General features: G+C 71.5%; 20 protein-coding genes. 2 read left to right on the top strand and 18 right to left on the bottom strand.

Annotation, left to right across the window (positions count from 1 at the left end):
• Window positions 1-34: 34 nt before the first annotated feature.
• Entirely contained in the window at window positions 35-1,513 is a 1,479-nt protein-coding gene (gene lnt / locus HGAM_RS19070) for an apolipoprotein N-acyltransferase (RefSeq protein ID WP_019145719.1), read from the bottom strand.
• Between the two features lie 290 nt (window positions 1,514-1,803).
• A complete protein-coding gene (locus HGAM_RS11875; RefSeq protein WP_019145718.1) occupies window positions 1,804-2,895 on the bottom strand; it encodes a M24 family metallopeptidase in 1,092 nt (363 codons plus the stop codon).
• A 41-nt stretch (window positions 2,896-2,936) separates the two neighbouring features.
• Between HGAM_RS11875 and HGAM_RS11870 the strand changes: the two genes are divergently transcribed.
• Window positions 2,937-3,869, top strand: a complete 933-nt coding sequence (locus HGAM_RS11870; RefSeq protein ID WP_019145717.1) for a 5'-3' exonuclease — start codon at window positions 2,937-2,939, stop codon at window positions 3,867-3,869.
• A gap of 108 nt (window positions 3,870-3,977) precedes the next feature.
• Here HGAM_RS11870 and HGAM_RS11865 read toward each other — a convergent pair whose 3' ends face one another.
• The 11 genes from HGAM_RS11865 to HGAM_RS11815 form a co-directional block, all read right to left on the bottom strand.
• Entirely contained in the window at window positions 3,978-6,701 is a 2,724-nt protein-coding gene (locus HGAM_RS11865; RefSeq protein ID WP_019145716.1) for a DEAD/DEAH box helicase, read from the bottom strand.
• 29 nt (window positions 6,702-6,730) lie between these two features.
• Complete coding sequence (locus HGAM_RS11860; RefSeq protein WP_019145715.1) at window positions 6,731-7,603, bottom strand: diacylglycerol/lipid kinase family protein; 873 nt, start codon at window positions 7,601-7,603, stop codon at window positions 6,731-6,733.
• 10 nt (window positions 7,604-7,613) lie between these two features.
• Window positions 7,614-8,429, bottom strand: a complete 816-nt coding sequence (gene tatC / locus HGAM_RS19065; RefSeq protein WP_019145714.1) for a twin-arginine translocase subunit TatC — start codon at window positions 8,427-8,429, stop codon at window positions 7,614-7,616.
• Window positions 8,430-8,654: a Sec-independent protein translocase subunit TatA gene (gene tatA, locus HGAM_RS11850; protein WP_019145713.1), complete on the bottom strand. Its 225-nt coding sequence runs from the start codon at window positions 8,652-8,654 to the stop codon at window positions 8,430-8,432.
• A gap of 1 nt (window position 8,655) precedes the next feature.
• Window positions 8,656-9,642: a helix-turn-helix transcriptional regulator gene (locus HGAM_RS11845; protein WP_019145712.1), complete on the bottom strand. Its 987-nt coding sequence runs from the start codon at window positions 9,640-9,642 to the stop codon at window positions 8,656-8,658.
• Window positions 9,639-10,601: a helix-turn-helix transcriptional regulator gene (locus HGAM_RS11840; protein ID WP_019145711.1), complete on the bottom strand. Its 963-nt coding sequence runs from the start codon at window positions 10,599-10,601 to the stop codon at window positions 9,639-9,641. Before HGAM_RS11840 ends, HGAM_RS11845 begins: the two co-directional genes overlap by 4 nt.
• A gap of 12 nt (window positions 10,602-10,613) precedes the next feature.
• Entirely contained in the window at window positions 10,614-11,531 is a 918-nt protein-coding gene (locus tag HGAM_RS11835; protein WP_147543674.1) for an FKBP-type peptidyl-prolyl cis-trans isomerase, read from the bottom strand.
• A 93-nt stretch (window positions 11,532-11,624) separates the two neighbouring features.
• Window positions 11,625-12,986, bottom strand: a complete 1,362-nt coding sequence (pafA, locus tag HGAM_RS11830; protein WP_019145709.1) for a Pup--protein ligase — start codon at window positions 12,984-12,986, stop codon at window positions 11,625-11,627.
• A 57-nt stretch (window positions 12,987-13,043) separates the two neighbouring features.
• Window positions 13,044-13,739, bottom strand: coding sequence for a proteasome subunit alpha (gene prcA / locus HGAM_RS19060; RefSeq protein ID WP_019145708.1), 696 nt, complete (start codon window positions 13,737-13,739; stop codon window positions 13,044-13,046).
• Between the two features lie 24 nt (window positions 13,740-13,763).
• Window positions 13,764-14,579 carry a proteasome subunit beta gene (prcB, locus tag HGAM_RS11820; protein WP_019145707.1) on the bottom strand — a complete coding sequence of 272 codons (816 nt, stop codon included), beginning with the start codon at window positions 14,577-14,579 and terminating at the stop codon, window positions 13,764-13,766.
• The gene (locus tag HGAM_RS11815) at window positions 14,580-14,774 is read right to left on the bottom strand and encodes a ubiquitin-like protein Pup (protein WP_019145706.1); all 195 of its coding nucleotides are present in this window, start codon (window positions 14,772-14,774) and stop codon (window positions 14,580-14,582) included.
• A 92-nt stretch (window positions 14,775-14,866) separates the two neighbouring features.
• Here HGAM_RS11815 and HGAM_RS11810 point away from each other — a divergent pair, with 92 nt between their 5' ends.
• The gene (locus HGAM_RS11810) at window positions 14,867-15,274 is read left to right on the top strand and encodes a VOC family protein (protein WP_019145705.1); all 408 of its coding nucleotides are present in this window, start codon (window positions 14,867-14,869) and stop codon (window positions 15,272-15,274) included.
• A 26-nt stretch (window positions 15,275-15,300) separates the two neighbouring features.
• On the opposite strand, the gene dop is transcribed toward HGAM_RS11810, so the two are convergent.
• The 5 genes from dop to arc form a co-directional block, all read right to left on the bottom strand.
• Entirely contained in the window at window positions 15,301-16,803 is a 1,503-nt protein-coding gene (gene dop, locus HGAM_RS11805) for a depupylase/deamidase Dop (protein ID WP_038951781.1), read from the bottom strand.
• A gap of 54 nt (window positions 16,804-16,857) precedes the next feature.
• Window positions 16,858-17,781, bottom strand: coding sequence for a TIGR01777 family oxidoreductase (locus HGAM_RS11800; protein ID WP_019145703.1), 924 nt, complete (start codon window positions 17,779-17,781; stop codon window positions 16,858-16,860).
• On the bottom strand, window positions 17,778-18,461 hold the full coding sequence (locus HGAM_RS11795) for a TetR/AcrR family transcriptional regulator (protein WP_038951780.1): 684 nt from the start codon (window positions 18,459-18,461) through the stop codon (window positions 17,778-17,780). Before HGAM_RS11795 ends, HGAM_RS11800 begins: the two co-directional genes overlap by 4 nt.
• Before the next feature lie 76 nt (window positions 18,462-18,537).
• On the bottom strand, window positions 18,538-18,954 hold the full coding sequence (locus HGAM_RS11790) for a GNAT family N-acetyltransferase (protein ID WP_147543672.1): 417 nt from the start codon (window positions 18,952-18,954) through the stop codon (window positions 18,538-18,540).
• A gap of 50 nt (window positions 18,955-19,004) precedes the next feature.
• Complete coding sequence (gene arc / locus HGAM_RS11785; protein WP_019145700.1) at window positions 19,005-20,729, bottom strand: proteasome ATPase; 1,725 nt, start codon at window positions 20,727-20,729, stop codon at window positions 19,005-19,007.
• Between the last annotated feature and the right edge of the window lie 154 nt (window positions 20,730-20,883).

Raw genomic sequence — 20,883 nt, 5'->3', positions numbered from 1 at the left:
CACCGGCCGGGGTCTTCGTGCGTCCAGGGGCCTGTCAGCGGCGGCGCGGCGCCCGGCCGACGAACCCGACCAGGCCGATCGCGACGAGCAGCCAGCCGATCTCGCGGCCCCAGCGCACGCCGAGGGTCTGCTCAGTGGCCAGCGGCACGGACGCGCTCAGCGTGGCCGGCTGCTGACGCGGCGCCACCTCCACGACGTCGCCGTCGGCGTCCACCACGCCGCTCACGCCGTTGGTCGAGGGCACGAGCACCCAGCGTCCGGTCTCGATGGCGCGCAGCCGCGAGATCTTGAACTGCTGGTCGGGCTGCGCGGTGCCGGTGAACGCGGCGTTGGACGTCTGCACGACCATCACCTCGGCACCGCCCTCGACGTCGTCGCGCACCACGTCGTCGTAGGCGATGTCCCAGCAGATGGTGTCGCCGACCTCGGTGCCGCCGATCGTGAGCGCACCGGGGTCCTCGCCGGCCACGAAGTCGCGCGGGATGTCGCGGTCGATCCGCGGCACGATCGAGCCGAGCTGCTGGCGGAACGGCACGTACTCGCCGTACGGCACCGGCCGCCGCTTCACGTACTTCTCGCCGGGACCGTCCGCGGTCCAGACCAGACCGGCGTTGAGGGCCGTGGTGTCGGTGGGACCGTCGAGGATCCCGCCGACGAGCAGCGGGGCACCCAGGTCGGCCACGAGGTCGTCGAGCACCGCGGCGGCGTTCGCGTCCTTCAGCGGATCGATGTCGGTGGCGTTCTCGGGCCACAGCACGACGTCCGGCTGCGGCACGCGGCCCGCCCGCACGTCGTCGGCCAGGCGGCGGGTCTCGGCCACGTGGAGGCCGAAGATCTCGCCGCGCGGCCAGGTCAGGAACACGCCCGGCACGTCGCCCTGGACGAGCGAGAACTGCCGGGTGCCGCCGGGCCCGGCCACGCCGGTCGGCAGCAGCGCGCACACGACGGTGGCCGCGACGACCCCGGCCACCACCCCGAGGGCGCGGCGGACGCTGAACGCGATGACCAGCGACGCGATGCCGGCCGCGATCGCGAACAGGATCGCGCTCGTGCCCGGGACCCCGACGTAGCGGACGCTGGACTCGAACGGGGTGTCGATGGCGGTGTGGCCGAGCCGCCCCCACGGGAAGCCGCTGAACGGCACGCGGCCGCGCAGCATCTCGACGCCCACCCACACGCCCGTGGCCCAGACCGGCCACCAGCGCAGGCGCATCGACCGGCGCAGGCCGAGCGCGGCGAGCGCGAGGAAGGGCACCTGGGCCAGGACGAGCGCGACGTACGCGCCGTCGCTGACCGCACGCATCCACCAGATGAGGACGGCCATGAAGGCGAGCCCGTAGAGGGCGCCGGCGGCGAGGGTGACCCGCGCGCGGCGCGGCTGCAGGTGGTGGACGACGACCAGCAGGACGGCCACGCCGACCACCATCGCGTACGGCACGGCGAGCGGGTCGAAGGCCAGCGCGGACACGACGCCGGCGGCGGCACTCGCCACCAGGGCCACGGTCGTTCGCACGCGGTTACCGTACAGGGATCGTCCACGCCAAGAGCCCGGCCCCTTCGGACCGACACCGAACGAGCTGGAGGCCCGCGCGGTGCCGTTGTCTACTGGAGCCGGGACCCTTGACGTCGTCCACCGCGTGGCGCCCGGCGGGGCCTGTCGGACGCAGTCCCCGGGCTTGGCGGGAGACCGGGAGGCTACGTCGAGACAGGGCGCGGACGGCCCAGCGGCGGTTGGTGGACGGGACGACTCTTCCGCCCGGCGGGCGGCCCTGTCAAGCGGTTTGCCGACGCCGGGACCTTTGGTCAGGGAAGCCGGACGAGCTCGCGCGGGCGGACGTTCAGCACCTCGAGCGCGCCGTCCTCGCCGATGACGGCGATGTCCTCGATGCGGGCGCCGTAGGAGCCCTCGACGTAGAAGCCCGGCTCGATCGAGAACGCCATGCCCGGCTCGAGGGCGAGGTCGTTGCCGGCGATGATGTACGGCTCCTCGTGGGTCTCCTGGCCGATGCCGTGCCCCGTGCGGTGCAGGAACAGCTCGCCGATGCCGGCCTCGGTCATGAGGTCGCGGCCGACCGCGTCCACCGACTCGGCGCTGACCCCGGCACGGGCGTGCTCGCGCTGCGCGGCCTGCGCGGCCAGCAGCACCTCGTACTTGGCCAGGTAGTCGGCCGGCGGCTCGCCCCCGGCGACGTAGTTGCGCGTGGAGTCCGAGCAGTAGCCCTCGGGGGTCGTGCCGCCCAGGTCGACGACGACGGGCTCACCGGCGCCGATGACCCGGTCGGAGACCTCGTGGTGCGGTGAGGCACCGTTCGGGCCGGAGCCGACGATGACGAAGTCGACCGTCTCGTGCCCCTCCTCGAGGATGGCCCGGGCGATGTCGGCGCCGACCTCGCGCTCGGTGCGGCCGACGCGCAGGAACTCGCCCATGCGGGCGTGGACGCGATCGATCGCCTCGCCGGCGGCGCGCAGCGCGGCGACCTCGGCGGCGTCCTTGCGCATGCGCAGCTCGGTGAGCAGCGGCCCGGCCAGCACCTGGTCGGTGACCGGCAGCGCCTCGCCCAGGGCGAAGACCCGCGAGGCCCACATCTGGTCGTCCAGCGCCACCGTGCTCGCCTGGTCGCCGACGATCGAGGCGACCAGCGCGAACGGGTCGTCGGACTCGTCCCAGGTGGCCAGCTCGACGGACGTGCCGGAGTCCAGCGCCGCCTGCTTCTCCAGCCGCGGCACGACCAGCACGGGGTCGCCGGACGCGCGCACGACCAGGCAGGTCAGGCGCTCGAGCGGCTTCGCGGCGTACCCGGTGAGGTAGCGCAGGTCCGCTCCGGGAGTCACCAGGAGGGCGTCGACGCCCTCGCGCTGCGCGAGGGCCTGGGCACGGTCGAGTCGAGAAGTCACGCCGCCACCCTACGGCCGCGCTCGTCACTAGACTCACGGCCATGCCGTCGCGCCCCCGCCTCCTCGCCCTCGACACCGCGAGCCTGTACTTCCGCGCCTTCTACGGCGTCCCGGACTCGCTCAAGGCACCCGACGGGACGCCGGTCAACGCCGTCCGCGGGCTGCTCGACTTCGTCGCGACGCTGACCGAGGCGCACTCCCCCGACGTCGTCGTGGCGTGCTGGGACGACGCGTGGCGTCCGCAGTGGCGGGTCGACCTGCTGCCCACCTACAAGACGCACCGGCTCGCCGACCCGCAGGCGCCGGCCTCGGAGCAGGCCGAGGAGTCGCCGGAGGGCCTCGCCCCGCAGGTGCCGCTCATCCGCGAGGCGCTCGGCCGGCTCGGCATCCCGGTGGTCGGCGCGCCCGACGCCGAGGCCGACGACGTCCTGGGCACCTACGCGGTGTCGTGGGACGGCCCGGTCGACGTGGTCACCGGCGACCGCGACCTGTTCCAGCTCGTCGACGACGCCAAGCCGGTCCGGGTGCTCTACACCGCCCGCGGGGTCCGCCAGCACGACGTGGTGGACGAGGCGTGGGTGCGCGACAAGTACGGCATAGAGGCCGACCAGTACGTCGACTACGCCGTCATGCGCGGCGACGCGTCCGACGGCCTGCCGGGCGTGGCGGGCATCGGCGAGAAGACCGCCGCCGCGCTGCTGGACACCTACCCGGACGTGCTCGCGATCGCGCAGGCGGCCCACGACGACGCGTCCACGCTGAAGCCGCGCGTGCGCCAGAGCCTGCGCGACTCGCTGGCCTACATCACCGCGGCCGTCGAGGTCGTGACGGTCAAGCCGGACCTGCCGAACCTGCCGCAGCCGGCGATGGCCCCGCCGGACCTGGACGGGTTCGCCGCATTCGCCGAGCGCTGGAACCTGGGCGGATCGGCCCAGCGCGTCCTCACCGCGCTCGGCCACCCCACCGACGACTGAGCCCCGGTTCCCGCTGAGCGTGACGTCTCGGGGGTCAGGACGCCCGATCCACCCCCGGAACGTCACACTCAGCGCGACGGTGACCCCACGAGCGGGGCGACGGGATGTTCAGGCGGTGTCGACGACGCCGTGGCGCATCAGCGAGACGGCCTCGCGCGCCGTCCTCCGCAGGTCGCCCGATCCGGCGGCGTCGGCCACCTGGGCGGTCAGGTCGATCAGCTGCTTGATCGCCCGGACGAAGTCGCCCGGCGCCACGTCGGCCTCGTAGAGCACCTCGTCGAGCTCGGCCCCGGACGCCCACCGGTACGCGGTGTGCGCGAAGCCGAAGTCCGGCGGACGCAGGAAGCGCAGCCGGTGCTCGCGCTCGACCATGGCCAGCTCGCCGGCCAGCCGGTCCATGTCGACCGCGACCTCGCGCAGCGACTCGCTCGGGAACCGCGGAGCTGGGGTGTCCTCGTTCGCCCGGCTGCTGAACGTCAGCCCGCTGAGCACCGCGGCCAGCTCGGCCGGGCCCAGACCGTTCCACAGCCCCTGGCGCAGGCACTCGCTGATGAGCAGGTCGGACTCGCTGTAGAGCCGCTGCAGCCGCTGGCCCTCGTCGGTGACGGTGTCGCCGTCGAGGTAGCCCAGGGTCTCCAGCACCTCGCACACGCGGTCGAACTCGCGCGCGACGGTGTTGGTGCGCTGCTCGATGCGACGGCGCTGATTGGACGTGTCGCGGTCGAGCTTGAGGTGCCGCTCGGCCCAGCGCGCGTGCGACTCCCGGTCGGGGCACTGGTGGCAGGGGTGGTCCTTCATCCGGCGGCGCAGCTCGGCGATCTGCGGGTCGTCGTGCCCGTCGCGCGCGGGACGCGGACGCTGCCGGGTGCGCTGGTAGTCGGCCTTCTCGGCCTGCAGACGCAGCGTGTTCGCCAGGTCGCGGCGGGCCTGGGCGTTGCGCGCGTTGAACTGGCGCGGCACGCGCATGCGCAGCAACGGCTCGGCCGGCACGGGGAAGTCGATCGTGCCCAGCCGGCGGGCGTGCCGCGACTCGGTGAGCACGAGCGGGCGGGGCCCGTCGCGGTCGGCCTGGCTGGCCGGGTCGAGCACGACGGCGAGCCCGGAGAACTTGCCGGCCGGGACGTCGATGACGTCGCCGACCTTGAGCGCCAGCAGCGAGTCGACGACCTGCTCGCGCACCTGAGCCTTGCGCCGCCGGGCGCCCTGAGCCTCCAGATCGCTGATCTCGCGCCGGATGGACTGGTACTCCATGAAGTCGCCCAGGTGGCAGGTCGCCGCCTCGGCGTAGCCCTCGAGCGCCTCCTCGGCCTGGTGGATCTGCCGGGCGAGCCCGACGACGGAGCGGTCGGCCTGGAACTGGGCGAACGACTGCTCCAGCAGCTCGCGCGCCGAGGAGCGTCCGACCTGGTGCACCAGGTTGACCGCCATGTTGTAGGACGGCTTGAAGCTCGACTTGAGCGGATAGGTGCGGGTCGAGGCGAGGCCGGCGACCTGGCGCGGGTCGAGCCCGGGCTGGAACAGCACCACCCCGTGGCCCTCGACATCGATGCCGCGGCGTCCGGCGCGTCCGGTCAGCTGGGTGTACTCCCCCGGCGTGACGTCGGCGTGGGTCTCGCCGTTCCACTTGGTCAGCTTCTCCAGCACGACCGAGCGGGCCGGCATGTTGATGCCCAGCGCGAGCGTCTCGGTGGCGAACACGACCTTGACCAGGCCGCGGCTGAACAGCTTCTCGACGCACTCCTTGAACGTCGGCAGGACGCCGGCGTGGTGGGCGGCGACGCCGCGCACGAGCGACTCGGCGAAGTCGTGGTAGCCCAGCACGTGCAGGTCGTCGTCGGAGAGCTCGGAGACGGCGGCGTCGACGTAGCCGCGGATCTCCTCGCGCTCCTCTGGCGTGGTCAGCGTCAGCCGGGCGTCGGCGCACTGCCGCACGGCGGCGTCGCAGCCGGCCCGGCTGAAGATGAACACGATGGCCGGCAGCAGGCCCTCGGAATCGAGCTTGGCCACCAGGTCGGGACGGCTGGGCGTGTGGAAGCGCTTGGCGTGCGGCCGCTTGCCGCCCTTGCCCGGGCGCCGGTCGCGCGGGATGCGCGAGAGCTGCCAGTCTTCGCGCGCGACCCGCTCCAACGCCTTGTTGACGGTCATGCCGTCGTCCTCGAACAGCGGGAACATGCGGCGGCCTACGAGCACGTGCTGGTGCAGCGGGACGGGCCGGCGCTCCTCCATGACGGTGACGTTGGAGCCACGCACCTCCGTGAGCCAGTCGCCGAACTCCTCGGCGTTGGAGACGGTGGCCGACAGCGCGATGACCGAGACGGACTCGGGGAGGTTGATGATGACCTCCTCCCACACCGCACCGCGGAACCGGTCGGCCAGGTAGTGCACCTCGTCCATGACGACGAACGCCAGGCCGACGAGCGTGCGGCTGCCCGCGTACAGCATGTTGCGCAGCACCTCGGTCGTCATGACGACGATCGGCGCCTCGCCGTTGATCGAGTTGTCGCCGGTGAGCAGCCCGACGTTCTCGGCGCCGTGCCGCTCGACCAGGTCGTGGAACTTCTGGTTCGACAGCGCCTTGATCGGCGTCGTGTAGAACGCCTTCTGGCCCCGCGCGAGGGCCAGGTGCACCGCGAACTCGCCGACGACGGTCTTGCCCGCGCCGGTGGGGGCTGCGACCAGCACGCCGTGGCCGTCCTCGACGTGCCGGCAGGCCTCCTCCTGGAACGGGTCGAGCCCGAACGGGTAGGCCCCCCGGAAGTCGGCGAGATGGGGGTGCTGGCGGTCCCGCTTCGCCTGGGCGTAGGCCTCGGCGGGACTCCTCGTCGTGCTCATGGCTCCAGCCTAGTGAGCGCGCCGTGAGGTCACGGAACGAAGACGCGCAGCGCGCCGGGGCGGACGGTCGCGGTGCACGGCAGCGGGCCGAGCCGCTCGCCGTCGCCGTACGCCACGACGCCCGGCGACGACAGCCGCGCGCTGCGCACGCGGTGCCGCTCGAACGCCGGGTGGTCGACGTGGCGGCCGGCCGGCAGCTGCGGGAAGACCTTGAGCAGCTCGGCCTTGGAGACCGGCTTGATGACGACCACGTCCAGCAGGCCGTCGTCGGGCTCGGCGCCGGCGCAGATGCGCAGCCCGCCGCCGAACGACTCGCCGTTGCCGACGGCGACCAGCATGGCCTCGGTGCTCAGCGGGACGCCGTCCAGCACGAGGTCGAACGGCAGCGGCTCGAACACGCGCAGCTCCTGGGCCACGGCCCGCAGGTAGCGCAGACGTCCGTGCGGCCAGCGCAGGGCGTTCGCGCGCTCGTTGACCTTGGAGTCGAAGCCCGACGCCAGGACGGACGCGACCGGCGTGCCGTCGACGTCCATGAGGTCGATCTCGCGGGTGCGTCCGGCGTGGACGACGTCGACGGCCGCGAGCACCGAGCGCAGCGGCAGGTCCAGGGTGCGGGCGACGTCGTTGCCGGTGCCGGCCGGCACGAGCCCGACCGGCACGTCGGAGTCGATCAGCACGTCCAGCACGCCGTGCAGGGCCCCGTCGCCGCCGACCACGACCACGCCGTCGACGAGTCCGGACTCGAGCTCGAGCCGCAGCGCCGCGCTGCGCTCGCGAGCGGTCTGGCCGGGGACGACCACGACGGTGTGCCCGGCCCGGCCCAGGAGGGCGGCCGCCTCACCGGCGACACGGTCACCCTGCTGGCGACCGGAGAGCGGGTTGACGACGACGGCGAGACGCATGGCGCTCACCCTAGAGCGGCGAGGCCTCGTCGTCGGACCAGTCCGGCTGCGCGGTCGCGCGGCGCTGGTCGGTGAACAGCGTGATGACCTCGGCGATGAAGTACAGGGCGGTCATCGGAGTTGCGAGGAAGAGCATCGTCAGCGGGTCGGTCGTCGGCGTCGCGATCGCGGAGAAGACGAAGATCGCGATGACGATCCACGGCCGCGCCCGCACCAGGGCCCGGTGGCTGACCGCCCCGATGCGGTTGAGCAGGATGACGACGAGCGGGATCTCGGCGGCGAGGCCGAACACCAGCAGCATCCGGGTGACGAAGTCGAGGTACTCCGCGCCGGTCAGCAGCGACTCCCAGCCCTCGGGCACGAAGCCGAGCAGCACCTCGATGCCCTTGGGCAGCACGAGGTAGCCCAGAGCCGCGCCGGCCAGGAACAGCGGCACGCCGGTGCCGGTGAGCAGCACGGCCCACTTCTTCTCGTGCTTGTGCATGGCGGGCAGCACGAAGGCCCAGATCTGCCAGAACCAGACGGGGCTGGACAGGATGAGCCCGACGATGAACGAGATCTTCAGCTGGAACTGCAGCGCGCCGCCGACACCGGTGATGACGATGGAAGCGTCGAGGCCGCGCTCCTCCAGCAGCGGCGCGATGCCGGTCTCGTAGGGACCGGTGAGCAGGTCGAGCACCTGCGGGTAGAGGAACCAGCCCACCACGCTGCCGATCGCGATGGCGAGCACGGCCTTGAACAGCCGATTGCGTAGCTCGGCCAGGTGCTCGACGAGCGTCATGGTGCCGCCCGGCGCGGGGGCCGGGCGACGCTTGAACAGCGCCACCTACGGGCGGTCGGTCTTCTTGTCGACCTCGAGCGGGTCGATGGCCTCGTGGCGGGTGGCCTCGTCGTGACGCTTGTCGTCCTCCTCGAGCCCCCGCACCTCGGACTTGAAGATGCGCAGGGCGCGGCCGGAGCCACGGGCGAGCTCAGGCAGCTTCTTCGCGCCGAACAGCAGCACGACCACCGCCAGGATGAGCAGGACTTCGGTGGGGCCAAGGCTGGGCATGTCAGGACTCCTCGTGGGGGGACGTCTGTTCATCGTACGCCGCGAGTGCACGGGCGGCGGTGGTGGTGACCTCGGCGGCCAGCTCGGCCGGCTCGACCACGCGCACGGCGCCGCCGTTGCGCAGCACGAGGCGGCGCAGCCACTCCATCGTGCTGCCGTGCAGGCGGATGCGGACGACGTCGGGCTCGAGCTCGCCGAGCCGCTCGACGTCGTAGTACTCGGTCAGCCAGTGCGCGTCGGGGCTCAGGTCGAGCACCGCGGACGGCGTCTCCTCCCCCACCCGGAACGTGCCCTCGGACATCGCCTCCGGGGCGACCTGGCGGGGCTCGTAGTGCTCGCCGGTCGGCTCCGCGGTCTCGATGCGGTCCAGGCGGAAGGTGCGCAGGTCGTCGACCCGCTGGCACCAGGCCTCGACGAAGCGGCGGCCCTGGGCGGCGAACAGCCGCAGCGGCTCGATGGTGCGCTCGGTGACCTCGTCGCGCGCCGGCGTGGCGTAGGTGATGCGGACGCACTCGCGCTCGGCCAGGGCGCGCGTCAGCGTGTCCTGCACGACCGGGTCGGCCTCCTCGACGTGCACGTGCGCCGGCGACGTCGCCAGCTCGCCGACGAGCGCCTCGAGCTTGGCCAGCACGCCGTCGATGACGTCGGACTGGGCCTGCGTCGAGGACGCCCGCAGGGTGCGCAGGGCGACGATGAGGGCGGCGGCCTCGCCGCGGTCCAGGCGCAGGGGCCGGTCGAGGTAGTCGGCGTTGTCGATGCGCACGATGCCGTCCAGCTCGAGCGCGTCCATGTCGACGTCGATCATCTCGCCGGGCATCGCCTGCGGCAGGCCGCAGAACCACAGCACGTTGAGGTCCTTGACGATCTGCTTGGTGCTCACGCCGAAGTCGTGGGCGACCTGCTTGACCGGGATGCCGTCGCGCCCGTGCAGGTACGGCACGAGCGTCAGCATGCGCGCCAGCTGGTCGCGCGACGAACCGCCAGTCATCGGACGGCCTCCTGGGCGGCGGCGCGCAGGCGCGCCACGGTCTGCTCGCGGACGTCGGCCGGCTCGAGCACGACGACGTCGGGCCCGAAGGACGCGGCCTCCGAGGCCAGCTCCCACGGGGAGGCGTAGGCGACCAGCACCTCGTCCCACTCGTCGTCGACCGGGACGGTGCTGTGCGCGGTACGGCGCAGCGAGTTGCCCCGGCCCCGCCGCACGCGCAGCCGGGCCGGCTCCACCGCCGGGGCGGGGAACAGCTCGTGCGCGAGCGCCTTGAGGTCGAGATCGGCCGGCACCTCGTACGAACCGGCTGCGCCGGTGCGGGTGACGTCGCCGATGACCCGGGTCAGGCGGAACACCCGCGGCGCGTCGCGGTCGACGTCGAAGCCGGCCAGGTACCAGCGCCCGTGCCAGGACAGGACGCCCCACGGCTGCACGTGCCGCACGGACGGCTCACGTCCCGGACGCGCGTAGCTGAACGAGATCGGCACGCGACGGGTGGCGGCGTCCCAGACGGCGTCGAAGGACGGCTCGTTGGCCGACAGCCGCGGCTCGACCATGGACAGCACCCGGTCGTCGACCTCGATGCCGGCGGCCTTGAGCTTCACCAGCGCCTGGCCCGACTCCCCCGCCAGACCCGCGTGCTCCCACACACGTCCGGCCAGGCCGACGACGGCGGCCTCCTCGGGCGTGAGGTCGATGTCGCCGAGCTCGAAGTCACCGCGGCTGATGCGGTAGCCGATCTCGTCGTCGAACAGCTTGTCGTGCGACCCGGTCTCGATGACGATCCCGATCTCGCGCAGCTCGTCCTTGTCACGCTCGAACATCCGGTCGAACGCCTCGTCGGACTGGTCGCGGTACCCCTCGACCACCTGACGGATGCGGTCCTTCGTGAGGAACTGCCGTGAGACGAGGAGCGCGATGACCAGGTTCATCAACCGCTCGGTCTTGCGCGCCACCATGTCCGCAGGATGTCAGTCGGCGTCCAGCACGTCCACTGCGAACAGCAGCGTGTCGCCGGGCTTGATGTCGCCCTGGCCCTGGTCGCCGTACGCGGTGTCGGCGGGGCACACCAGCAGCACGCGGCTGCCGACGGTCTGGCCGATCAGCTGGTCCCAGCACGGGATGAGCTGGCCGGTGCCGATGGTGCTCGTGAACGGCTGGCCCTTCGACCAGGACTCGTCGAACACGGCGCCCTGCGGGTAGACCTGGCCGGTGTAGTTGATCGTGATGGCCTGCTGCTTCTCGACCTTGGGGCCGTCGCCCTTGATCGCGACGTACGCGGCCTGCTTCGAGACCTTCTTGGGCGTCTGCTTGCTCGCCTTGAAGCCCTTCGGGTGGCCCTGGTCGTCCAGCTGCACGGCCGGGACGGTGGCGGGGACCTTCTGCTCGGCGCCCGTCGCCTCGGTGGGCAGCTTGGCGACCACGTCGAAGACGAACACCATCGAGTCGTCCTTCTTGACGTCGATCTGGGTGTTGTCCTGGCCGAAGCCGTCCTTCGGAGCGATGCCGACGAGCACGCGGCTGCCGACCTTCTGGCCGGTCAGGCCCTTGACGAAGCCGGGCAGGATCGCGCCCTCCTTGAGGGTGGCGACCAGGCGCTGGTCGGCCTTCCAGGAGTTGTCGACCTCCTTGGCCGTGCGGCCGTTGTAGGCGACGTAGCTGAGCTTGACGACGTCGCCCTCCTTCAGCTCCTCGCCGTCGCCCTCCTCGATGACCTTCGTGGACGTCTTGTCGACCTCGAGGCCCTTCTCCAGGTCGACCTTCGGCTCCTTGTCGGCGGTGCCGGTCACCTTCACGTCGGACAGCGCCTTGGAGCCGGCGTCGTCACCGCCACCACAGCCGGACAGGACGAGCATCGACCCGAGGGCCACAGCGAGAAGACGGCGCACGAAGTACCTCCTGGAGGACGGGAAAACCTCCCCCACCCTAGCGACGGAGACCAAGAGGATGCTGACAGGCGGCTGTGTGTCTCCGGCAGCCCGTCACATGCCGTCGATGAGCTTCTGGACGCGCTCGTCGTGGGCCCGGAACGGGTCCTTGCACAGCACCGTGCGCTGGGCCTGGTCGTTGAGCTTGAGGTGCACCCAGTCGACCGTGAAGTCGCGCCGGCGCTCCTGCGCACGCTTGATGAACTCCCCGCGCAGCCGGGCGCGGGTCGTCTGCGGCGGGACGCTCTTGGCCGTGAAGACGTCGAGGTCGCGCGACACGCGGGCGACCGACCCGCGGCGCTCGAGCAGGTGGAACAGGCCGCGATCACGGCGGATGTCGTGGTAGGCCAGGTCGAGCTGGGCGATGCGGGCGTCGGACCAGGCCAGGTCGTGCGTGGTGCGGTAGCGCTCGAGCAGCTTGTACTTGATCACCCAGTCGATCTCGCGCTCGACCAGGGAGAGGTCCTCGGACTCGACCGCCTTGAGCGTGCGCTCCCACAGGTCGAGCGCCCGCAGCAGCGTGGGCGACGTCAGGCCGGTGCGGTCGACGAAGTCGGCCGCCTTCGAGAAGTACTCGGCCTGGATCTCCAGCGCCGACAGCTCGCGGCCGTTGGCCAGCTGCACCTTGCGGCGTCCGGTCATGTCGTGGGAGATCTCGCGGATGGCCCGGATCGGGTTCTCCAGCGTCATGTCGCGCATGGGCACGCCGGCCTCGATCATCCGCAGCACGAGGTCGGTGGACGCGACCTTGAGCATCGTCGTGGTCTCGCTCATGTTCGAGTCGCCGACGATGACGTGCAGGCGGCGGTAGCGCTCGGCGTCCGCGTGCGGCTCGTCGCGGGTGTTGATGATCGGGCGCGAGCGGGTCGTGGCGCTGGAGACGCCCTCCCAGATGTGCTCGGCCCGCTGGCTCACCGAGAAGACCGTGCCCCGGGGCGTCTGCTGCACCTTGCCGGCGCCGACGATGATCTGGCGCGAGACGAGGAACGGGATGAGCACGTCGGCCAGCCGGCTGAACTCGCCCTGGCGGCCGACGAGGTAGTTCTCGTGGCAGCCGTAGGAGTTGCCGGCCGAGTCGGTGTTGTTCTTGAACAGGTAGATGTCGCCCTCGACGCCGTCCTCGGCGAGCCGGTTCTGCGCGTCGAGCATGAGGCCCTCGAGGATGCGCTCGCCGGCCCGGTCGTGGGTGACCAGGTCGACGATGTCGTCGCACTCGGGCGTCGCGTACTCGGGGTGGCTGCCGACGTCCAGGTAGAGGCGGGCGCCGTTCTTGAGGAACACGTTGCTGCTGCGTCCCCACGAGACGACCCGCCGGAACAGGTAGCGCGCCACCTCGTCGGGCGACAGTCGGCGCTGGCCCTTGAACGAGCACGTGACGCCGTACTCGTTCTCGATCCCGAAGATCCGCCGGTCCATGTAGGAACCCTAGTCCGCGGACCAGGTCGCGCCAGGTGATCTCACGGCGGGGCGCGCTCAGCCCTGCAGCGCGGTGGCCACCTGGACGTCGGCGAGCCGCTTGAACTTGCGCGGCTGGGTGCGGGTGCGGTCGAGCACGGCGACCTCCAGCGACTCCGCGGTGACGGTGCGCGCCGGAGTGCTGTCGGCGCCCAGCGCGGACGCGGCCAGGCGCATCGCGCCGGCCAGGTCGAGCCCGGGCGCGTAGTGCTCCTGCAGGTAGGTCTCGACGAGCTCGTTCTGCCCGCCCATCACGCCGTAGCCCTGGACGTCGGCGACCGAGCCGTCGTAGGTCAGCCGGTACACCTGGTCGTCCTCGGGCGCGTGCCCGACCTCGGCCACGAACAGCTCGACCTCGTACGGCTTCTCGGCCCCGGAGGAGAAGATCGTGCCGAGCGTCTGGGCGTACGCGTTGGCCAGGCTGCGACCCGTGACGTCGCGCCGGTCGTAGGAGTAGCCGCGGACGTCCGCGAGCCGGATGCCGGCGATGCGCAGGTTCTCGAACTCGTTGTAGCGGCCCACGGCGGCGAAGCCGATGTGGTCGTAGATCTCGCTGATCTTGTGCAGCGCCTTGGACGGGTTCTCGGCCACCAGCAGGATGCCGTCGGTGAACTGCACGACGACGACGCTGCGGCCGCGCGAGATGCCCTTGCGGGCGAAGTCCGCCCGGTCCTTCATGAGCTGCTCGGGCGAGACGTAGAAAGGTGCGGTCATGGGAGTCTCCTGGTCGAGCGGCCGTCATGTCAGCGGGGCGTGCGGGCCGTCCGGCGCGTGCATCCGGGCGGAGATGACCTGGTCGGCGACCGCGGCGGTCTGCTCCTCGGTCCAGGCCCGGTAGCCGTCGGCGGTGATGACCGAGACGAGCGGGAAGATGCGGCGGGCGAGGTCGGGACCGCCGGTGGCGGTGTCGTCGTCGGCGGCGTCGTAGAGCGCCTGCACGACGGCGGTGACCGCGTCGGACTCGCTCATGCCGGCGCGGTAGAGCTTCTTGAGCGACCCGCGGGCGAACGTCGAGCCCGAGCCCACCGAGTGGAAGGTGCGCTCCTCGTTCTTGTTGCCCGTGACGTCGAAGGCGAAGATGCGCCCCACCCCGGCGTCGAGGTCGTAGCCGGCGAACAGCGGCACGACCGCGAGGCCCTGCATCGCCATGCCGAGGTTGCCGCGGATGAGCGCGGCCAGCCGGTTCGCCTTGCCGTCCGTGGACAGCGTGGCGCCCTCGATCTTCTCGTAGTGCTCGAGCTCGACCTGGAACAGCCGGGTCATCTCCACGGCGATGCCGGCGGTGCCGGCGATGCCGACGCAGGAGTACTCGTCGGTCGGGAAGACCTTCTGGATGTCGCGCTGGGCGATGACGTTGCCCATCGTGGCGCGCCGGTCACCGGCCATGACGACGCCGCCGTCGAACGTGGCGGCCACGATCGTCGTGCCGTGGGTGACGCCCTCGAGCTCGGTCGTGCCGTTGTAGCGGGCGCCCGGCAGCATGTCCGGCGCCCGGGAGGCGAGGAAGTCTGCGAACGAGGAACCACCGACGGCGCGGTACTCCTCCGGCAGCATCTACTCGCCACCCTTCTGGACGAAGCTGCGTACGAACTCCTCGGCGTTCTCCTCCAGCACGTCGTCGATCTCGTCGAGGATCGCGTCCACGTCGTCGTCGAGCTTCTCGCGGCGCTCGGCGTCGACCTCGGGGACGTCGGTCTGGACCTCGTCCTCGTTGTTCTTGCGGGTGCTCCGGTGCTGCTGCTCGGCCATGCCGCCACCCTAGTACGCAGGCGGAGGCGCGCTCGGTGGATCGCGTGCCGGTGTCGGCGCGTCGTGCGACGCTCGGGGTCGGAGGTGGTCCCATGACCCAGCACACACGAGCGTCCCTGCGCCAGGTGGTGCTCGACACGACCGACACCCGCGCGCTCGCCGAGTTCTACCGCGAGCTGCTCGGCTACGAGTACCGCGACGGCGACGAGACGCCCGACCCCGACGACGGATGGCTCTCGCTCGTCCCGCCCGGCGGCGGCGTGCAGGTCTGCTTCCAGCAGGTACCGAGCCTGCCGGAGTCGACCTGGCCCGAGGACGGCGTCCCCCAGCAGCTGCACCTCGACCTCACGGTGCCCGACCAGGAGTCGATGCGGGCCGAGCACGAGCGCATCCTCGGCCTGGGCGCGCGGCTGCTGCTGGACGAGTCCGACGACCCCGACGAGGCGCTGTACGTGTACGCCGACCCGGCCGGCCACCCGTTCTGCCTGTTCGTCGGCTAGTCGATCACCAGGTCGAACGCTCCGGCTCAGCGGCCGGTGAGGGTGCGCACCAGCTCGCTCGCGGTGTCGCAATCGTCCAGCAGCTGCCCCACGTGCTCGCGGGTGCCGCGCAACGGCTCCATGGTGGGCACCCGCTGCAGCGAGTCGTGGCCGGGCAGGTCGAAGACCACCGAGTCCCACGACGCGGCGGCCACGTCGCGCGAGAACTTGGCCAGGCAGCGACCGCGGAAGTAGGCGCGGGTGTCCTCGGGCGGGTGCTCGACCGCGGCCCGCACCTCGGCGTCGGTGAACAGTCGCTGCATCCGGCCGGTGCGCACGAGCTGGTGGAACAGCCCCTTCGCCGGGCGGAGGTCGTGGTACTGCAGGTCGACCAGGTGCAGCTTGGCGTGGTCCCAGTCCAGGCCGTCGCGCTCGCGGTAGCGCTCCAGCAGCGACAGCTTGGCCACCCAGTCCAGCTCGCTGCGGCACTCCATCGGGTCGCGCTCGAGCCGGGTCAGCACGTCGTCCCAGCGGCGCAGCACGTCGTCGGTCATCTCGTCGCCGCCCTCGGCGGCGACGAACTTCTGCGCCTGCTCCAGGTACCAGCGCTGCAGCTGCAGGGCGGTGACCGTGCGTCCGTCCTCCAGCGGCACCGCCGTGCGCAGCGTCGGGTCGTACGAGATGGCGTGCAGCGCCTTGATCGGCTTCGCCAGCACCGGCACGTCGGCCAGGAAGCCCGCCTCGATCATGGCCAGCACGAGCGACGTGGTGCCGTGCTTGAGGTAGATGGCGGTCTCGCTGAGGTTCGCGTCGCCGATGATCACGTGCAGCCGGCGGTACTTCTTGGCGTCGGCGTGCGGCTCGTCGCGGGTGTTGATGATCGGCCGCTTGAGTGTCGTCTCGAGGCCGACGTTGACCTCGAAGTAGTCCGCGCGCTGGCTGATCTGGAAGCCGCTCTCGCTGCCGTCCTGCTTGCGCCCGACCCGTCCGGCGCCGATGACGACCAGGCGCGAGACGAAGAACGGCGTCAGCTGGGCGACGATGCGGTCGAACGGCACCTGACGGTCCATCAGGTAGTTCTCGTGCGAGCCGTACGAGGCGCCCTTGTTGTCGATGTTGTTCTTGTAGAGCAGCAGCGACGGCTGACCCGGCACCTGACCGGCGAGGTCGGCGCCGCGGCCCATGACCAGCTCGCCGGCCTTCTCCCACAGGGCGACGTCGCGCGGGTTCGTGCACTCGGGGCTGGAGTACTCCGGGTGCGCGTGGTCGACGTACAGCCGGGCCCCGTTGGTCAGGATGATGTTCGCGAGGCCGAGGTCCTCGTCGGTGAGCTGCGACGGGTCGGCCGCGTCACGCGTGAGGTCGAACCCCCGCGCGTCGCGCAGCGGGCTCTCCTCCTCGAAGTCCCAGCGGGCGCGGCGGGTCAGGCCGTGCGCGGCCGCGTAGGCGTTGACCAGGTGGGTCGAGCTGACCATCGGGTTGGCGCGCGGCTGTCCCTGCACGGCGATGCCGTACTCCACCTCGCTGCCCTGCACCCGTCGGACGCTCACGGTCAGGCCTCCGTCCCCATGGCTCGTGCGCTCATGGCTCCACCCTAGGGGCGACTACCCCAGCTGCACGGGCAGCAGACCGCGCGGCGAGTGGTCCACCACGTCCTCGAGAGCACCGGCGAGCGCCGGGAACCGGAACGTGTAGCCGCTCTCGCGCAGGACCCGCGGGTCGACCCAGCGGCTCTTCAGCACGAGCTCGGGCTCCGTGCGGATGACGCGCGCACCCAGCTCGAGCAGCCAGGCCGGGGTGGGCACGCCGACGCGGCGTCCGACCGCCGCACGCACCCGGGCCATGAGCTCGGCGTTCGTGACGTGGTCGTCGGTCGCGACGTTCACCGGCCCGGAGATCTCCGGGTGCGCGGCGACGTGCTCGATGGCACCGGCCACGTCGTCCGCGTGCGCCCAGCTGAACACCTGCCCGCCGTCACCCATGCGGCCGCCCAGCCCGACCCGGGCCAGGTTGATCAGCGGGTTCACCGCTCCCCCGCCGGCGCCCAGGATGATCGACATCCGCAGGGCCACCTTGCGCACCGGCGCCGGTGAGTCGAAGAACGTCCGCTCCCACGCCTGCGCCACGGAGACCGAGAACCCCGTCCCGATCTCGCCCGTGAGCTCGTCCATCGGACGGTCGCGGGCGTCGCGGTAGATGGTGCCGGTGCTGGCGTTGACCCACAGCTCGGGCGGCGCGTCGCAGGCGGCGAGGGCGCGTCCGAGCGCCGCCGTGGTCTGCACGCGAGAGGAGAAGATCTCGTCGGCGGTCCGCTTCGTGTAGCGGCAGCTGACCGAGCGGCCGGCCAGGTTGACCAGCAGGTCGGCCCCGTCGAGCACGGTGGGCAGGCGGGTCTCGTCGGACCAGTCGGCGTCCGCCGTGCCGCCCCGTCCGACGGTCAGCACGCGGACGCCCGCCTGCTCGTAGCCGGTGCGCAGGTGGCGGCCGAGGAAGCCGGACGCTCCGGCGATGACGACGGTGCGGGTCATGCGTGCTCCTGGGTGGGACGGTCGGCCTCGTCGAGACCGGTGGCGAGGGTGAGGACGTCGTCGACCAGGCCCCGGGCGACCGGAAGCCGGGAGAGGGTCAGGGCTCGTCCGACGACCGGCGCCAGGCCGTCGACGAGCCGCCGGGTGCGGCGCTGGTCGGGCGAGCCGTCGGTGACCCAGTGCAGCGTCACGCCGAGGTAGGCCAGCCACAGCAGGTGCGGCAGACGCTCCTTGAGTCGAGCGGGGACGCGGGTGCCCGAGGTCTCGACGACGATCCGCATCAGGTCGACGGCCATCTCGCGCGGGCCCGACGACTCCGGCGAGAACGGGCTGGCGGCCGACGTCGTCGGCAGGGCGACACGCACGAACGCCTGGCCGAACGCGTGGTACGGGGCCATGACGTCGATCCCGGCGTGCAGCGTGGTGCGCAGGTTCTCGGCGAGCGGCGCGCCGGGGTCCAGCCTCGGCAGCACGAGGTCGCGGTGCTCGACCTGCACGACGCGGTAGAGCTCTTGGACGAGCTCGTCCTTGCCCGCGAAGTAGTGGTACGCGTTGCCGAGAGAGACCCCGGCGTCCCGCGCGATGCCTCGCATCGTCGTGCCGTCGAACCCCTGCTCGCGGAACAGGCGCAGCGCCGTCTCGACGAGCAACGCGCGGGTCTCCACCCCGGTCCGTGCCATGCCGGCCACCTCTCAGTTGAACGTGTTCAACTAGACCGTAGCGCACCAGACTTGAACGCGTTCAGGTTTCGGAGGGTCAGACCAGCGACTTGCCGAGCGGGACGCTCGACGGCGACTCGGCGTAGTAGCCGAACGGCGGGACGTCCTCGTAGCCGCTGGCCCGGTACAGCGCGATCGCCTCGGGCTGCTTGAGCCCGGTCTCCAGGACGAGACGCCGGACGCCGGCCTCGGCGGCCGTGCGCTCGACCTCGGCCAGCACGAGCCGCGACAGGCCCTGGCGGCGGAAGCGGGCGCGGACGAACATCCGCTTGACCTCGGCGTCGCCCGGCTCGGGGCCGCCACGACGCCAACCACCCATGGCGGCCGCCTCGCCGTCGACCTCGGCGACGATGAAGTGCCCGTTCGGCGCGACGAACTCGTCCGCGGCGATCGGTGCGGTGTCGCCGTCACCGCCGTACAGCACGGCGTACTCGGCCTGGACCTCCTGCGTCATGGCCACGACCTCCGGGTCGTCGTAGGCGCCGACGCGCAACGTGATGGTGCTCAGAGGTACTGCCCCGTGTTCGCGACGGTGTCGATCGAGCGTCCGGGCTCGTTGCCGCCCTTGCCCGAGATGAGCGTGCGGATGAAGACGATCCGCTCGCCCTTCTTGCCCGAGATGCGGGCCCAGTCGTCCGGGTTCGTGGTGTTCGGCAGGTCCTCGTTCTCCTTGAACTCGTCGACGCACGCCTGCAGGAGGTGCTGCACGCGCAGGCCCTTGCTGCCGTGGTCCAGCAGGTCCTTGATCGCCATCTTCTTGGCCCGGTCGACGATGTTCTGGATCATCGCGCCGGAGTTGAAGTCCTTGAAGTACATGACCTCCTTGTCGCCGTTGGCGTAGGTCACCTCCAGGAACTGGTTCGCCTCGGTCTCGGCGTACATGTGCTCGACGACCCGCTGGATCATCGCGTTCACGCAGCCCTCGCGGTCGCCGCCCCACTCGGCCAGGTCGTCGGCGTGCAGCGGCAGCGACGTGCGCAGGTACTTGCTGAAGATGTCGCGGGCGGACTCGGCGTCCGGGCGCTCGATCTTGATCTTCACGTCCAGCCGGCCGGGACGCAGGATGGCCGGGTCGATCATGTCCTCGCGGTTGGATGCGCCGATGACCAGCACGTTCTCCAGGCCCTCGACGCCGTCGATCTCGCTCAGCAGCTGCGGCACGATCGTGTTCTCCACGTCCGAGCTGACGCCCGAGCCGCGCGTGCGGAACAGCGAGTCCATCTCGTCGAAGAACACGATGACCGGCGTGCCCTCGCTCGCCTTCTCGCGCGCTCGCTGGAAGACCAGCCGGATGTGCCGCTCGGTCTCGCCGACGTACTTGTTGAGCAGCTCGGGGCCCTTGATGTTGAGGAAGTAGGAACGCCCCTCCTCCCCCGTGCGCTCGGAGACCTTCTTGGCCAGCGACGCGGCGACCGCCTTGGCGATCATCGTCTTGCCGCAGCCGGGCGGGCCGTAGAGCAGGACGCCCTTCGGCGGCTTGAGCTCGTGCTCGATGAAGACGTCCGGGTGCAGGTAGGGCAGCTCGACGGCGTCCTTGATGGAGTCGATCTGGCCGCGAAGGCCGCCGATCGACTCGTAGTCGACGTCGGGCACCTCCTCCAGCACGAGCTCCTCGACCTCGCTCTTGGGGATGCGCTCGTAGACGTAGCCGGAGCGGGCGTCGAGCAGCAGCGAGTCGCCGGCGCGGATCTTGGTGCCGCGCAGCGAGTCGGCGAGCCGGACGATGCGCTCCTCGTCGGCGTTGCCGAGCACGAGGGCGCGCTCGCCGTCGGCCAGCAGCTCCTTGAGCATGACGACGTCGCCGGTCTGCTCGAAGTCGAGCGCGGCCACGACGTTCATCGCCTCGTTGAGGATGAGCTCCTGGCCCTTGCGCAGGCCCTCGCGGTCGACGGCGGGGCTCACGTTGACCCGGAGCTTGCGGCCGCCGGTGAAGACGTCGACGGTCTCGTCGTCGTTGCCCTGCAGGAAGGTGCCGAAGCCCGTGGGCGGCTGGGCGAGGCGGTCGACCTCCTCCTTGAGCGCGATGATCTGGTCGCGCGCCTCGCGGAGGGTGGCGCCGAGCCGCTCGTTCTGCGCGGCGGTGGTCGACAGCCGGTGCTCGAGCTCGGCGAGCCGGGTGTCGGTGCCGGACTCGTGCGAGACCCGCCGGCGCAGGTGCTCGACCTCGGCGCGGAGCTGGGCCGCTTCCTGCTCGAGGGCGTGGACAGAGGGCTGCTGGTGGTCGCTCATGGTGCACCTCCTGGGCTCTTGCGATCGACCCTACAAGGATCGGGCCAGCAAGCGCGTTGCACGGACGTTGCGGCTGGGTTGCGGCGTGGCGGGTGGTCGGCTTGCTCCTCGGGGCTGTCGGCAGGAGGCCCGGGTGCGTGGTCGCCTAAGCGGC

Origin of the sequence: Aeromicrobium massiliense JC14 (assembly GCF_000312105.1) — a bacterium.
Classification (GTDB): domain Bacteria; phylum Actinomycetota; class Actinomycetes; order Propionibacteriales; family Nocardioidaceae; genus Aeromicrobium; species Aeromicrobium massiliense.
This window is presented reverse-complemented; position numbering and strand designations above follow the sequence as displayed.

Coding starts and splice junctions, on each gene's coding strand:
- HGAM_RS11870 (WP_019145717.1), top strand. CDS start 2,937: ATGCCGTCGCGCCCCCGCCTCCTCGCCCTCGACACCGCGAGCCTGTAC.
- HGAM_RS11865 (WP_019145716.1), bottom strand. CDS start 6,701: ATGAGCACGACGAGGAGTCCCGCCGAGGCCTACGCCCAGGCGAAGCGG.
- HGAM_RS11860 (WP_019145715.1), bottom strand. CDS start 7,603: ATGCGTCTCGCCGTCGTCGTCAACCCGCTCTCCGGTCGCCAGCAGGGT.
- tatA (WP_019145713.1), bottom strand. CDS start 8,654: ATGCCCAGCCTTGGCCCCACCGAAGTCCTGCTCATCCTGGCGGTGGTC.
- HGAM_RS11845 (WP_019145712.1), bottom strand. CDS start 9,642: ATGACTGGCGGTTCGTCGCGCGACCAGCTGGCGCGCATGCTGACGCTC.
- HGAM_RS11840 (WP_019145711.1), bottom strand. CDS start 10,601: ATGGTGGCGCGCAAGACCGAGCGGTTGATGAACCTGGTCATCGCGCTC.
- pafA (WP_019145709.1), bottom strand. CDS start 12,986: ATGGACCGGCGGATCTTCGGGATCGAGAACGAGTACGGCGTCACGTGC.
- prcA (WP_019145708.1), bottom strand. CDS start 13,739: ATGACCGCACCTTTCTACGTCTCGCCCGAGCAGCTCATGAAGGACCGG.
- prcB (WP_019145707.1), bottom strand. CDS start 14,579: ATGCTGCCGGAGGAGTACCGCGCCGTCGGTGGTTCCTCGTTCGCAGAC.
- HGAM_RS11815 (WP_019145706.1), bottom strand. CDS start 14,774: ATGGCCGAGCAGCAGCACCGGAGCACCCGCAAGAACAACGAGGACGAG.
- HGAM_RS11810 (WP_019145705.1), top strand. CDS start 14,867: ATGACCCAGCACACACGAGCGTCCCTGCGCCAGGTGGTGCTCGACACG.
- HGAM_RS11800 (WP_019145703.1), bottom strand. CDS start 17,781: ATGACCCGCACCGTCGTCATCGCCGGAGCGTCCGGCTTCCTCGGCCGC.
- HGAM_RS11795 (WP_038951780.1), bottom strand. CDS start 18,461: ATGGCACGGACCGGGGTGGAGACCCGCGCGTTGCTCGTCGAGACGGCG.
- HGAM_RS11790 (WP_147543672.1), bottom strand. CDS start 18,954: ATGACGCAGGAGGTCCAGGCCGAGTACGCCGTGCTGTACGGCGGTGAC.
- arc (WP_019145700.1), bottom strand. CDS start 20,729: ATGAGCGACCACCAGCAGCCCTCTGTCCACGCCCTCGAGCAGGAAGCG.